Here is a 13648-nt window from a genome sequence, read left to right on the forward strand (position 1 = left end):
CCTCTGTGCGCGAGACCGACAGGAGTACCCATGCTGTACCGCCGTTTCGAGCAACTGATCGACATCTTCCGTGAGGCGCCCAGCGAGGCGCCGCCAAGCACGGTCTGGCCGTTCTACCTGTACTACCTGCGTCAGGTATGGCCGAGCTTCCTCGCCCTGCTGGTGGTCGGCCTCATCGCCTCGCTGATCGAGGTGGCGCTGTTCAGCTACCTGAGCCGCATCATCGACCTGGCCCAGGGCACGCCCAACGTCCACTTCTTCAGTGACCACAGCGGCGAGCTGATCTGGATGCTGGTGGTGGTGCTGGTGCTGCGGCCGGTGTTCTTCGGCCTGCACGACCTGCTGGTGCACCAGACCATCAACCCGGGGATGACCAGCCTGATCCGCTGGCAGAACCACAGCTACGTGCTCAAGCAGAGCCTGAACTTCTTCCAGAGCGACTTCGCCGGGCGCATCGCCCAGCGCATCATGCAGACCGGCAACTCGCTGCGCGATTCAGCGGTGCAGGCGGTGGATGCGCTGTGGCACGTGCTGATCTACGCGGTCAGTTCGCTGGTGCTGTTCGCCGAGGCCGATTGGCGGCTGATGATTCCGCTGCTGGCGTGGATCTTCGGCTACATCGCCGCACTGTGGTACTACGTGCCGAGGGTGAAAGAGCGCTCGGTGGTGTCCTCCGACGCGCGCTCCAAGCTGATGGGGCGCATCGTCGATGGCTACACCAACATCGCCACCCTCAAGCTGTTCGCCCACACCGACCACGAACAGCAGTACGCCCGCGAGGCGATCTCCGAGCAGACCGAGAAGACCCAACTGGCGTCGCGGGTGATCACCAGCATGGACGTGGTGATCACCACGCTGAACGGCCTGCTGGTGGTGGCCACCACCGGCCTGGCGCTGTGGCTGTGGAGCCAGTCGCTGGTCAGCGTCGGCGCCATCGCCCTGGCCACCGGCCTGGTGATCCGCATCGTCAACATGTCCGGCTGGATCATGTGGGTGGTCAACGGCATCTTCGAGAACATCGGCATGGTTCAGGACGGTCTGCAGACCATCGCCCAGCCGGTGACCGTCACCGACGCGCCGAACGCCCCGGCGCTGAAGGTCGAGCGCGGCGCCGTACGCTTCGACCACGTGGACTTCCATTACGGCAAGGGCAGCAAGGTGCTCGAAGGCCTGACCCTGGACATTCGTCCGGGCGAGAAGATCGGTCTGATCGGGCCGTCCGGGGCGGGCAAATCCACCTTGGTGAATCTGCTGCTGCGCCTGTACGACGTGCAGGGCGGACGCATTCTGATCGACGGCCAGGACATCGCCCAGGTCAACCAGGCCAGCCTGCGGGCGCAGATCGGCATGATTACCCAGGACACCTCGCTGCTGCACCGCTCGATCCGCGAAAACCTGCTGTACGGGCGACCGGAGGCGAGCGAGGAAGAGGTCTGGGAGGCGGTGCGCGGCGCCCGTGCCGACGCGTTCATCCCGCAATTGTCCGACGCCCAGGGCCGTACCGGCTTCGATGCCCATGTGGGCGAGCGCGGGGTCAAGCTGTCCGGCGGCCAGCGTCAGCGCATCGCCATTGCGCGGGTGCTGCTGAAGAACGCGCCGATCCTGATCATGGACGAAGCCACCTCGGCGCTGGACTCGGAGGTGGAGGCGGCGATCCAGGAAAGCCTGGAGACGCTGATGCAGGGCAAGACGGTCATCGCCATCGCCCACCGCCTGTCGACCATCGCGCGCATGGACCGGCTGGTGGTGCTGGAGCAGGGGCGCATCGTCGAAAGCGGCAGCCATGCCGAGTTGCTGGCGCAGCGGGGTCTGTATGCGCGGCTGTGGCATCACCAGACAGGCGGGTTCGTCGGGGTGGATTGAGGGGTTCTAACCGGCCCTATCGCGGGACAAGCCCGCTCCCACAGGTACCGCGCTGTCCGTCAGTGCAACGCGGTACCTGTGGGAGACAGGCGGGTTCGTCGGGGTGGATTGAGGAGTTCTAACCGGTCCTATCGCGGGACAAGCCCGCTCCCACAGGTACCGCGCTGTCCGTCAGTGCAACGCGGTACCTGTGGGAGCGGGCTTGCCCCGCGATAGGGCCGGCACAATCCCCACTCAACCTCGCCGATACGGCAGCATCTCGCGTGCCTGCTCGGCATACGCCCTCACCCCGTCGCGCTCCTGCTGCAAAAATTCGTCCACCGCTCGGCGCAGACCGGGGTGACGCAGGTAATGCCAGGAGCGTGTCAGTACCGGCTCGAAGCCTCGGATCAGCTTGTGTTCGCCCTGGGCGCCGGCGTCGAAGCGTTGCAGACCGTGGGCGATGGCGTAGTCCATGCCTTGGTAGAAACAGGTTTCGAAGTGCAGCCGGTCGAACTCATCCAGGCAGCCCCAGTAGCGACCATACAGGCTGTCGCCGCCCACCAGGCTCAAGGCCATGGCCACGTCGCGCCCGTTCTGCCGGGCGATCACCACCCGCAGCGCCTCGGGCATGCGCTCGGCCAGCAGGCTGAAGAATTCACGGGTCAGGTAGGGTGCGCGGCGGCGCACCGCGTAGGTGTTGGCGTAGCAGCGATAGACGAAGTCCCAGCGCACCGGGTCCAGTTCATCGCCACGCAGCCAGTGGAAGTCGATGCCCTGCCCGGCCACCTGCTCGCGCTCCTTGCGCATCTGCTTGCGCTTGCGCGAGGCCAGGGTGTCGAGGAAGTCCTGGAAATCGCGGTAGCCCCGGTTGCGCCAATGGAACTGGCAACCCAGGCGCTCCATCCACCCAGGCTGCCCCATCATCTGCTGGTCCAGGGCGCTGTCGGTGAAATTGATGTGCGCCCCGGACAGTTCGCCCTTGACCAGGTACTCGGGCAAGGCCTGCAACAGCAGTGAAGCATCGGCCGGCTCGGCACTGAGCAAGCGCGGCCCACTCACCGGGCTGAACGGCACCGCGCCGAGCAGCTTGGGGTAATAGGCGATGCCGGCGCGCTCGCAGGCCTCTGCCCAGCCGTGGTCGAACACGTACTCGCCGAACGAATGCCATTTGCGGTACGCCGGCAGCACGGCGCGCACCTGGCCGTCGCGCTCCAGCACCAGGTGCTCGGCGGCCCAGCCGGTCTGCGGGCTGACGCTGCCGCTGTCTTCGAGGGCGCTGAGAAACGCATGGCGCAGAAAGGGCTGGCCGGCAGGCACCAGCGCGTCCCACTGCGGCGCCGCAAGGTCGCGCAGGTGGGCAAGACTGTAGAGGCTGGTCACGACGTCGACTCCCTGGACACAAGCGGCCAGTATCGCCAAAGGCGTCGATTCGCTCAAATTATGACGATTTCGCTTATAGCCAAAGGTTAGCTGACTTAACCGCAGCGCCATCAAAAAGACATTATTCTGTCATCCGCCCCCGCAATACTTGCGCCTGTTTTCGGAAAGCCAAGAACCTGTCTAGCCAGGCACTTTCCGTCGACATGCCAACTCGGGGCGAGGCGTACACGGGCCTCCCCACACCTTTTCAACAGGGAGAACCTTATGCGTCTTGTTTCTACACTTACCGGAGTTAGCCTCACCGGCATGATGCTGGCACTGAGCGCCCCGGCCAGTGCTGCAGTCGACGCCAAGCTGCTCGAAATGCTCCGCGCCAATGGCTCGATCAACCAGGCGCAGTACAGCGAACTGCAGGCCGACCTGGCAAAAGAAACCAAGGAAAAGGTCGACCAGAAAGCCCAGGCCGATCGCCTGAGCTCCTTCGAACAGAAAGTCGCCTGGGCCGCCAAGACCCAGATCAAGGGCGATGTGCGCCTGCGCTACGAAGACGTCAACGTCGACAACCCACGCAGCGGCAGTGGCAACCAGGACCGCGAACGCGTTCGCGCCCGTGTTGGCTTCTACAGCGAGATCAACCCGCAGGTCGACGCTGGCGTGCGTATCGCCACCGGCAGCAGCGCCGACGGCCGCTCCACCAACCAGAGCCTGGACAACTACTTCGAGAAGAAATCCCTGTGGGTCGACCTGGCCTACCTCGACTGGCACCCCACCGCCATCCCCAACCTGCACCTGATCGGCGGCAAGATGCAGCAGCCGTGGGTGAGCATGGGCGACATCATCTGGGACAGCGACCTGAACCCCGAAGGCGTGGCCGTCACCTACAAGACCAACCTGGGCGGCACCGAACTGTTCGGCAGCGCCGGTCACTACATGCTCAAGGACAACGTCGACGGCGACGGCGTGCAGTTCAAGCACGACGCTCAGCTGTACCACGGTCAGTTGGGTGCTCGCTTCGCGCCAGCCGATACCCTCAAGCTCACCGTCGGCGGCAGCGTCTACGGCTATGACAACGACAAGGAATCGGCGGCCCTGCGCCAGTTCGGCAACACCACCAACGAGTTCAACCTGGTCGAAGGCTTCGGTCAGATCGACTTCACCGGCTTCGCCATCCCGTTGGCCGCCTACGGTCAGTTCGTCAAGAACACCGAAAGCACCGACGGCGAAGACAAAGGTTGGTTGGCCGGTCTGAAGACCAAGGTCGGTGCCTGGAGCATGGACTACAACTACCGCGACGTGCAGCGTAACGCCGTGGTCAGCGCCTTCACCGATTCGGACTTCGGCAACGGCTTCACCGGTGCTCGCGGTCACAAGTTCAAGGTCGGCTACGAGATCGACAAGAACTTCGCCGTCGGCGCAGCCTATCTGATGGCCAAGACCGACCGTTCGCAACTGCCGAACACCGATGCAGACGTCGATACCCTGCAGGTCGACCTGGAAGCCAAGTTCTAACCGAACGCTCCCCTGCGTAGCTCAGCGGGAAGTGCCGAACCCCATCCGGCGCTTTCCGCTTTTTTTCGTCTGCTGCACAGGCGGGCGGCGATCAACGCCGCCGCGATCAACGCTTGCGCAGAATCACGCTGCCGATCGAATAGCCCGCGCCGAACGAGCTCAGCACCGCCACCGAACCCGGCGCCAGGTCATCCTGATACAGGTGGAAGGCGATCACCGAACCGGCCGAGCTGGTGTTGGCATAGCGGTCGAGGATCACCGGCGCTTCCTGCTCGCTCACTTCGCGCCCCAGCAGCTTCTTGACGATCAGGTGGTTCATGCTGAGGTTGGCCTGGTGCAGCCAGAAGCGCTTGACGTCGGCAGGCTGCAGTTGATTGTCGGCCAGGTGCTTGCCGATCAGCTCGGCGACCATCGGGCAGACTTCCTTGAACACCTTGCGGCCTTCCTGCACGAACAGTTTGTCCGTGCTGCCCTCGCCCTCTTCAGCCGCACGGTTGAGGAAACCGAAGTTGTTGCGGATGTTGTTGGAGAAGGTGGTCAGCAGCTTGGTGCTGACGACGTCGAACTGGTGCGCCGAGGTGGCCTGGTCGGCCCGCTCGAGCAGCACCGCCGTGGCCGCGTCGCCGAAGATGAAGTGGCTGTCGCGATCGCGGAAATTCAAATGCCCGGTGCAGATCTCTGGGTTGACCACCAGGATCGCCCGGGCCTGGCCGAGTTGAATGGCGTTGGCGGCGTTCTGGATGCCGAAGGTGGCCGAGGAACAGGCCACGTTCATGTCGAAGCCGAAGCCCTGGATGCCCAGCGCCTGCTGCACTTCGATGGCGATGGCCGGGTAGGCGCGCTGCAGGTTGGAGCAGGCGACGATCACCCCGTCGACATCGGCGGCGCTGCGCCCGACACGTTCCAGCGCCTGGCGGGCGGCGGCCACGGCCATTTCGCAGAGAATCGACGGCTCGTCGTTGGCGCGCTCCGGCAGGCGTGGTTTCATGCGCTGCGGGTCGAGGATGCCGGCCTTGTCCATGACGAAGCGGCTCTTGATGCCCGAGGCTTTCTCGATGAACGCCGCGTCGGACAGCGGCGCGGCCTCCAGTTCGCCACGCTCGATGGCTTCGGCGTTGTCATAGTTGAACTGTTGCGACCAGGTGTTGAAAGACTCCACCAGTTCTTCGTTGGAAATGCTCTGGGCCGGGGTAAACAGGCCGGTGCCGCTGATCACGACGTTGTGCACGGTCGTTCCTCTGGTCTGTGGCACGTCAGTGCCAATTTGTAGTCGGATGGACAGCTTGCAGCAGGATCGCAACCGAACCCGCCGCCCGCAGGCGCGGGTTCAACCGCGACGAGGCCCGCATCGCCGGACCAAAATTGCGCCAAGTGTGCCACAAATCGGCGCAGTTTAACCCTCCACCAGCGCCCATTGCTTGCTCAGACGTTTGTCTGAAATCGCCACCTTGGTCCCCAGTTGCTGGGCGAACAGCGACACCCGGTACTCCTCCAGCAGCCAGCGGTAGAGCGTGAGTTCCGGATCGCGCTTGCCCTCCTGGGCGTGCTTGTCGGCACGGGCTTTGTACTGGGTCCACAGGGTGCCCAGCTCGCCGCTCCACACCCGGTCCTTCTGCACCTGCGCGCCCAGCTTCTCCAGCCGCAGTTCGACGGCCTTGAGGTAGCGCGGCAGCTCCTTGAACCACTGCGTCGGGGTTTCGCGCACGAAGCCTGGGTAGACCAGGTTGGCTAACTGCTGCTTGATGTCGTTCAAGGCCACGGCCTGGCTCAGGTCGATCTTGCCCTTGAAGCGCTTCTGCAGCCCGTGCCAGAGCTTGAGCACCTCCAGCGTCTGGCGCGCCAGGCGCTCGGCATGCTCGGTCCAGTCACCGCGCTTGCGCTCGGCCAGCGAAGCGAGCGCGGCGCCGTCTCGCGGCAACGTGGTTTCGCCTTCCAGCACGCAGCTGTCGAGGCTGGCCAGCAGGATATCTTCGACCAGCGCGTCGATGCGGCCCAGCTCGCGGTACAGCAGCCCCAGTTCGGTCAGCCCCGGCAGCTTGCCGCGCAGGAACTTGGCGGGCTCGGCCAGTTGCTGCAGCAACAGGCGCTGCAGGGCACGGCGGTGCTGGAATTGGGCTTCGGCCTGGGTCGAGAAGCGCCCCTCGCGCACACGCCCCGCGTCTTCAACCAAGGCCGGGTACACGGTCAGCGACAGGCCGGCGATCTTCTGCTGGGCGGTCTGCGCCACTTCGCAGAAGGCCTTGGCCTGCACCGGCTGCTCGGTCTTTTCAGTGCGTGGCAGGGCCAGCGCCGCCTGGCTGGCGGCGGCGAAGCGGGCGGTGAGTTCGGCCAGGTCGCGGCCCTCGCCGAGAAACTTGCCCTGGCCATCGACCACTTCGACATTCATGCGCAGGTGCCCTTCGACCTGCCCGGCCGCTTCGGCCCAGGCTTCGTCGGACACGCGGGCGCCGGTCATGCGCAACAGCTCGTGACCCAGCGCCTGGGGCAGCGCACCCTGGCCGAAGCTCAGTCGCGCCAGCGCGGCCTTGACGAAGTCCGGCACCGGCACGAAGTTCTTGCGCAACGCCTTGGGCAGGTTACGCACCAACGCCACGCACTTGGCCTCCAGCAGCCCCGGCACCAGCCACTCCAGGCGCTCGCCCGGCAAGGTCGGCAGCAACGGCGCCGGCACCCGCACGGTGACCCCGTCGCGCGGGTGATTGGGTTCGAAGTGGTAACTCAGCGGCAGGCGCAGATCGCCCACCTGCAGGTGATCCGGGTACTGCGCGGCGGTGACTTCGCTGGCTTCGCGGGCCAGCACGTCTTCCTCGCGCATGATCAGCAGGTCGGCGTCCTTCTGGCTGTTCATCCGGTACCAACTGTCGAAGGTCGCGCTCTGGTGGATCTCCTGTGGCAGGCGCGCCTCGTAGAAGGCGTAGAGGGTTTCTTCGTCGGCCAGGATGTCGCGTCGGCGCGCCTTGGCTTCCAGTTCGTCGAGTTGTTCGAGCAGGCGCTTGTTGGCCGCCAGGCACTTGGCCCTGGACTGGATTTCGCCGCCCACCAAGCCTTCGCGGATGAACAGCTCGCGTGAGGTCGCCGGATCGATCGGCCCGAAATGCACCGGGCGACGGCCGACGATGATCAGCCCGTACAGGGTGATCTGCTCGTAGGCCACCACCTGGCCACGCTTCTTCTCCCAGTGCGGCTCGAAGTGGTTCTTCTTGATCAGGTGCCCGGCCAGCGGTTCGATCCAGTCTGGCTCGATCTTGGCCACCATGCGCGCGTACAGCTTGGTGGTCTCGACCAATTCCGCCGCCATCAGCCATTGCGGGCGCTTGCGGCCGATGCCGGAGGACGGATGGACCCAGAAGCGGCGCTGGCGCGCGCCCTGGTAGTCGCCCTCTTCGGCCTTGTGGCCGATCTGGCTGAGCAGGCCGCTGAGGATCGCCTTGTGCAGGCGCGGGTAGTCGCACGGCTCCTTGTTCACCGTCAGCTGCAAGTCGCGGCAGATCAGCGACAACTGCCGGTGGGCATCGCGCCACTCGCGCAGGCGCAGGTAGTTCAGGAACTGCTTGCGGCACCAGTTGCGCAGCGGATTGGCGGTGAGCGCCTGGCGCTGCTCCTCGAAGCCGCGCCACAGGTTGACCAGCGCGGCGAAGTCCGAATCGACGTCCTTCCACTGGGCATGGGCCTGGTCGGCGGCCTGCTGGCGCTCCGGCGGACGTTCGCGCGGGTCTTGCACCGACAGCGCGCTGGCGACGATCAGCACTTCCTGCAAGCTGCCCTGGCGGGCGCCTTCGAGCAGCATGCGGCCCAGGCGTGGGTCGATCGGCAGGCGCGCCAACTGGCGACCCAGCGGGGTCAACTGGTTCTCGCGGTTGACCGCCGACAGCTCCTGCAACAGGTTGAAACCGTCGCTGATGGCCTTGCCATCCGGCGGTTCGATGAACGGGAAGGCGTCGATGGCGCCCAGGCGCAGGTGCAGCATCTGCAGGATCACCGCCGCCAGGTTGGTGCGCAGGATCTCGGGATCGGTGAACGCCGGGCGGCCGTTGAAATCTTCTTCGCTGTACAGGCGGATGCAGATCCCCGGCTCGACCCGTCCGCAGCGCCCTTTACGCTGGTTGGCGCTGGCTTGCGACACGGCCTCGATGGGCAGGCGCTGGACTTTGGCGCGGTAGCTGTAGCGGCTGATACGGGCGGTGCCGCTGTCGATCACGTAGCGGATGCCGGGCACCGTCAGCGAGGTTTCGGCGACGTTGGTGGCCAGCACCACGCGCCGGCCGCTGTGGGACTGGAAGATCTTCTGCTGTTCGGCCGGGGTGAGCCGCGCGTACAGCGGCAGGATCTCGGTATGGCGCAACTGCGCCTTGCGCAGGATCTCGGCGGCGTCGCGAATCTCGCGCTCGCCGGGCAGGAACACCAGCACATCGCCCGGGCCCTTGCCCTGGCTGCGCTCGTGCGCGGCAATTTCGTCCAGCGTGGCAAGGATTGCCTGATCGACGCTGAGGTCGTCCTCGACCACGTTGCCTTCCTCGTCCTGCTCGCTGGTCAGCGGCCGATACCAGGTGTCCACCGGGTAGGTGCGCCCGGACACCTCGATGATCGGCGCGCCGTCGAAGTGCTGGGAGAAACGCTCCAGGTCGATGGTCGCCGAGGTGATGATCAGCTTGAGGTCGGGACGGCGCGGCAGCAGGGTCTTGAGGTAGCCGAGCAGGAAGTCGATGTTCAGGCTGCGCTCGTGGGCTTCGTCGACGATGATCGTGTCGTAGCGCTCGAGGAAGCGGTCGTGCTGGGTTTCGGCCAGCAGGATACCGTCGGTCATCAGCTTGACCAGGGTGTTGGCATCGCTCTGGTCTTCGAAGCGCACCTGGTAGCCGACCAGCGCCCCCAGGGGCGTGCCCAATTCCTCCGCCACCCGCGTGGCGACGCTGCGCGCGGCAATTCGCCGTGGCTGGGTGTGGGCGATCAGGCCATGGCTGCCGCGGCCCAGCTCCAGGCAGATCTTCGGCAACTGGGTGGTCTTGCCCGAGCCGGTCTCGCCGGCGATCACCAGCACCTGGTGTTCGGCCAGGGCTTTCTTGATCTCGTCGCGCTTGGCGGCGATGGGCAGGTTGTCGTCGTAGCGGATGCTCGGCACGCTCTGCTGGCGCGCGGTGACCTGGGCGCAGGAGGCCTGGACCTTCTGCGCCCACTGCGCCAGCTTGGCCTCGTCGGGGCGCTTGCGCAGCTCGTGCAATTGCCGCCGCAGGCGGTGGCGGTCGGCGAGCATGGCGTGGTCGAGGGTGTGCAGCAGTGTGTCGATGGCGTGGTCAGTCATGGGGCTTCTGGGTGATGCAGGTGGCCCTGCTTTCTCATGATCGGCATTCGGAAGGTGGGCGATTGTCGCAGATTTGCCCGGGCTTTGCTGGATGGGGTGGCTGAGCCGGGGGCTGTTGCAGCGCTGCGGGCTTGGACGTCAGGGGCGACGACGCTCGAACACCGCCGACCGCTCGAACAGCAGTCGCGTGCCGATCAGGGTGAAGAAAATGGTCCAGTCCAGACCGTCCAGCCACAGGATTTCGCGCTCGCCCAACTGCGTGCAACTGGTGATGCTGGCCACCATGAACAGCAGACACACCGCATCGCGCAGGCGCGTCGATCGGCACAGCCAGTCCAGCACGCAGCCGGCGACCAGGATGAAGGCCAGGGTGGAAAGGGTGGACATGGCAGCTCCTGCATTGACGATGTCGGCGTCGCGGCGTGCATGGGGAGTGAAACCTTCACCTGATCATGCGACGCGGCCTACCCGACAAATCCGAACAGGGCAGCGCAAAGACTTCCCTATTGGCAGGACAGATCCGAATGTTTAGTAATAACAGGAGTGAACGTCGCCACTCACCGCTTTAATCACCCTTCCAGCGCATGTGAGTATCCAACCCATGACCGCCGAGCCGATCACCCCGCCCCCGCCTTCACGTCCTTCGCTAGCGAAGGCCAGGGCGCGTGCCGGTGAGAATCCGCTGGTGCACGTCATCCTGGCCTTCTGGGCGCTGTGGCACTGCCGCCATGCACGCCCGCCGGACACCCCGCTCGCCTTTTCCTGACGCCCATCGCAGCCCTGTGGCTGCCTGACTTCGTCCGACGCACCGCGCCTGTTTCGCGGTGGTCCCGTGCGCACCCTCACCCAGGGCGCGCGAGCGAGCGCTTACATGCATTTTGCCGATCCCAATCACGCCCGCCAGTTTCTGGCGAGCAACCCCGATATCGAGTTGTTCGAGCTGTTCATCCTCGACGCCAACGGTGTACCACGCGGCAAGCTGCTGCACCGCGACGAGCTGTTGGCGGTGTATGAACAGGGCCGACCGTTGCCCAGCACCATCCTCGGCCTGACTATCCAGGGTGACGACGTGGAAAACTCCGGCCTGGTGTGGGACGTCGGCGACATCGACTGCCGCGCCTACCCACTTGAAGGCAGCCTGGTGCGTCTGCCCTGGCGCAGGGTGCCCACTGCCGCCGTGCAGGTCAGCATGCATCCCAGCGAAGGCCTGCCGGCCAGTGTCGCCGACCCCCGGCATGTGCTGCTGCACACCCTCCAGGCCCTGAAAGCCGACGGCTACCACCCGGTGATGGCCTGCGAGCTGGAGTTCTACCTGCTCGATCAGCAGCGCGATGCCCAGGGCCAACCGCAGCCGGCATTGGACCGCGATGGCGGCCGACCGCGTGCCACTCAAGTGTATGGCTTGCGCGAACTGGAGCAGATCGAGCCCTTCCTCGCCGACCTCTACGCCGCCTGCAAGGCCCAGGGGATACCGGCGCGCACGGCGATTTCCGAGTATGCCCCCGGGCAAGTGGAAATTACCCTGGAGCATGGCGATGCGCTGACGGCGATGGACCAGGCCGTGCGCTACAAGCGCCTGGTCAAAGGCGTGGCCCACGCCCATGGCATGCAGGCGTGCTTCATGGCCAAACCCTTCGCCCACCTCGCCGGCACCGGCATGCACATGCACCTGAGCCTGGCCGATGCGGCCGGTCGCAACCTGTTCGCCAGCGACGATGCGGCCGGTACGCCGCTGCTGCGCCAGGCGGTGGCCGGGATGCTGCGTCACCTGCGCGAATCGTTGCTGCTGTTCTGCCCCACCGCCAACGCCTACCGGCGCTTCCAGGCCAACAGCTATGCACCGCTGGCGCCGACCTGGGGCGTCGACAACCGCACCGTGAGCCTACGCGTGCCGGGCGGGCCGGCGGCCAGTCGGCATATCGAGCATCGCGTCTGTGGCGCCGATGCCAATCCCTACCTGGCCGCCGCTGCGATGCTCGCCGCCAGCCACGCCGGTATCCGCCAGCAGCTCAATCCGGGCGCACCGGTGCAAGGCAACGGCTACGCCCATGCCCAGGAACACCTGCCCACCGACTGGCTGACCGCCCTTGAAGCCCTGGAGGGCTCGCAGTGGGCACGCGACGCCTTGGGCGACGCTTTTCTCGGCGTGTACCTGAAGGTCAAGCGCGCCGAATACCGCCAGTTCATGGCCGAAGTGGGCGAACAGGACTGGCGCTGGTATTTGCACCAGGCCTGATACCCCGAACGACAAGGAATTTCTCATGCATGCAGCAGTGAACGGCGCCCAGGCGCAACGTGCCTCTTCCTACTACAGCGCCACGCTCAACGACCCCGTCGAGTACCCCCGCCTCGAGGGCACGGTCGAGGTCGATGTGGCGATCATCGGCGGCGGTTTCACCGGCGTCGCCACAGCGGTGGAGCTGGCCGAGCGCGGCCTGAAAGTGGCCATCGTCGAAACCCACCGCATCGGCTGGGGCGCCAGCGGGCGCAATGGGGGTCAGGTCACCGGCAGTCTGTCGGGCGACGAGGCGATGCGTACACAGATGCGCCGGCGCCTCGGCGCCGAAGTGGACGACTTCATCTGGCAACTGCGCTGGCGCGGGCATCAGATCATCGAGCAGCGCGTGGCACGCTACGGCATTCAGTGCGACCTCAAGCACGGCCACCTGCACGCGGCCATGAAGCCCTCGCACCTGGATGAACTGCGCGCCTTCGAAGCCGAGGCCCAGCGCCGTGGCATGGGCGATCAGGTGCAGTTGCTCGACCGTCGCGGCGTCTCCCAGCACCTGCAGAGCCCGCTGTACCTGGGCGCGCTGAAGAACAGCCGCAACCTGCACCTGCACCCCCTCAACCTGTGCCTGGGCGAGGCCCGTGCCGCCGGCCAACTGGGCGCGTTGATCTTCGAGCAGTCCGAGGTGCTGGAGATCGTCCACGGTGCGCGTCCGGCGGTGATCACGGCCCACGGGCGCATCGACGCGCGCCAGGTGCTGCTGGCCGGCGACGTCTATCACAAGCTCGAGCAGCGTCAGCTCAAGGGCAAGATCTTTCCGGCCATGGGCGGGATCGTCACCACCGCTGCGCTGGGCGAGCTGGCCGAGCAGATCAATCCCCACGACCTGGCGGTGTACGACTGCCGCTTCGTCCTCGACTACTACCGCCTGACGGCTGACAAGCGCCTGCTGTTCGGCGGCGGCGCCCACTATTCCGGACGCGATTCACGGGACATCGAGGCCGAGCTGCGGCCATGCATCGAGCGCACCTTTCCCGCGCTCAGAGGCGTGCCGATCGAGTTCAAGTGGAGTTGCGCGATGGGGATCGTGGTCAACCGCATTCCGCAGTTGGGCAAGCTGTCGGACAACGTCTGGTATTGCCAGGGCTATTCCGGGCACGGCATCGCCACCAGCCACATCATGGGCGAAATCATGGCCGAAGCGTTGACCGGCACCCTGGAGCGCTTCGACACCTTCGCCCAATGCCGGCACATCAAGGTGCCGATGGGCGACCTGCTGGGCAACCCGTTGTTGTCGGTCGGGATGTGGTACTACCAGATGCTGGAAAAACTGCGCTGATCTCCGAGCCCCGCCCCTGCTGTAGGCGCGGGCTCACGCCGCGTCT

The 13648-nt window shown here is 65.7% G+C and carries 8 protein-coding genes; 4 read left to right on the top strand and 4 right to left on the bottom strand.

All coding sequences use genetic code 11. The features are described from left to right. Positions 1-30 precede the first annotated feature (30 nt). Positions 31-1863, top strand: coding sequence for an ABC transporter ATP-binding protein (locus Q7C30_RS15325; RefSeq protein WP_317872015.1), 1833 nt, complete (start codon positions 31-33; stop codon positions 1861-1863). A 234-nt stretch (positions 1864-2097) separates the two neighbouring features. On the opposite strand, the gene Q7C30_RS15330 is transcribed toward Q7C30_RS15325, so the two are convergent. Beyond that, complete coding sequence (locus tag Q7C30_RS15330) at positions 2098-3225, bottom strand: GNAT family N-acetyltransferase (RefSeq protein WP_317872016.1); 1128 nt, start codon at positions 3223-3225, stop codon at positions 2098-2100. A gap of 264 nt (positions 3226-3489) precedes the next feature. Between Q7C30_RS15330 and Q7C30_RS15335 the strand changes: the two genes are divergently transcribed. Beyond that, on the top strand, positions 3490-4734 hold the full coding sequence (locus Q7C30_RS15335) for a putative porin (RefSeq protein ID WP_039576153.1): 1245 nt from the start codon (positions 3490-3492) through the stop codon (positions 4732-4734). A gap of 106 nt (positions 4735-4840) precedes the next feature. Here Q7C30_RS15335 and Q7C30_RS15340 read toward each other — a convergent pair whose 3' ends face one another. The 3 genes from Q7C30_RS15340 to Q7C30_RS15350 form a co-directional block, all read right to left on the bottom strand. Further along, positions 4841-5962 (bottom strand): beta-ketoacyl-ACP synthase III, encoded by a 1122-nt coding sequence (locus tag Q7C30_RS15340; protein WP_317872017.1) that lies wholly within the window; start codon positions 5960-5962, stop codon positions 4841-4843. A 165-nt stretch (positions 5963-6127) separates the two neighbouring features. Further along, positions 6128-10033 carry an ATP-dependent RNA helicase HrpA gene (gene hrpA / locus Q7C30_RS15345; RefSeq protein ID WP_317872018.1) on the bottom strand — a complete coding sequence of 1302 codons (3906 nt, stop codon included), beginning with the start codon at positions 10031-10033 and terminating at the stop codon, positions 6128-6130. A gap of 138 nt (positions 10034-10171) precedes the next feature. After that, a complete protein-coding gene (locus tag Q7C30_RS15350; RefSeq protein ID WP_317872019.1) occupies positions 10172-10420 on the bottom strand; it encodes a hypothetical protein in 249 nt (82 codons plus the stop codon). A gap of 484 nt (positions 10421-10904) precedes the next feature. Here Q7C30_RS15350 and Q7C30_RS15355 point away from each other — a divergent pair, with 484 nt between their 5' ends. Both Q7C30_RS15355 and Q7C30_RS15360 read left to right on the top strand, forming a co-directional pair. After that, positions 10905-12269 (top strand): glutamine synthetase family protein, encoded by a 1365-nt coding sequence (locus Q7C30_RS15355; RefSeq protein WP_317872020.1) that lies wholly within the window; start codon positions 10905-10907, stop codon positions 12267-12269. Positions 12270-12294: 25 nt separating this feature from the next. Next, on the top strand, positions 12295-13602 hold the full coding sequence (locus tag Q7C30_RS15360; RefSeq protein ID WP_317872021.1) for an FAD-binding oxidoreductase: 1308 nt from the start codon (positions 12295-12297) through the stop codon (positions 13600-13602). The last annotated feature ends 46 nt before the right edge of the window (positions 13603-13648 follow it).

Source organism: Pseudomonas sp. RAC1, from assembly GCF_030658255.1.
GTDB classification, from domain to species: Bacteria; Pseudomonadota; Gammaproteobacteria; order Pseudomonadales; family Pseudomonadaceae; genus Aquipseudomonas; species Aquipseudomonas boreofloridensis.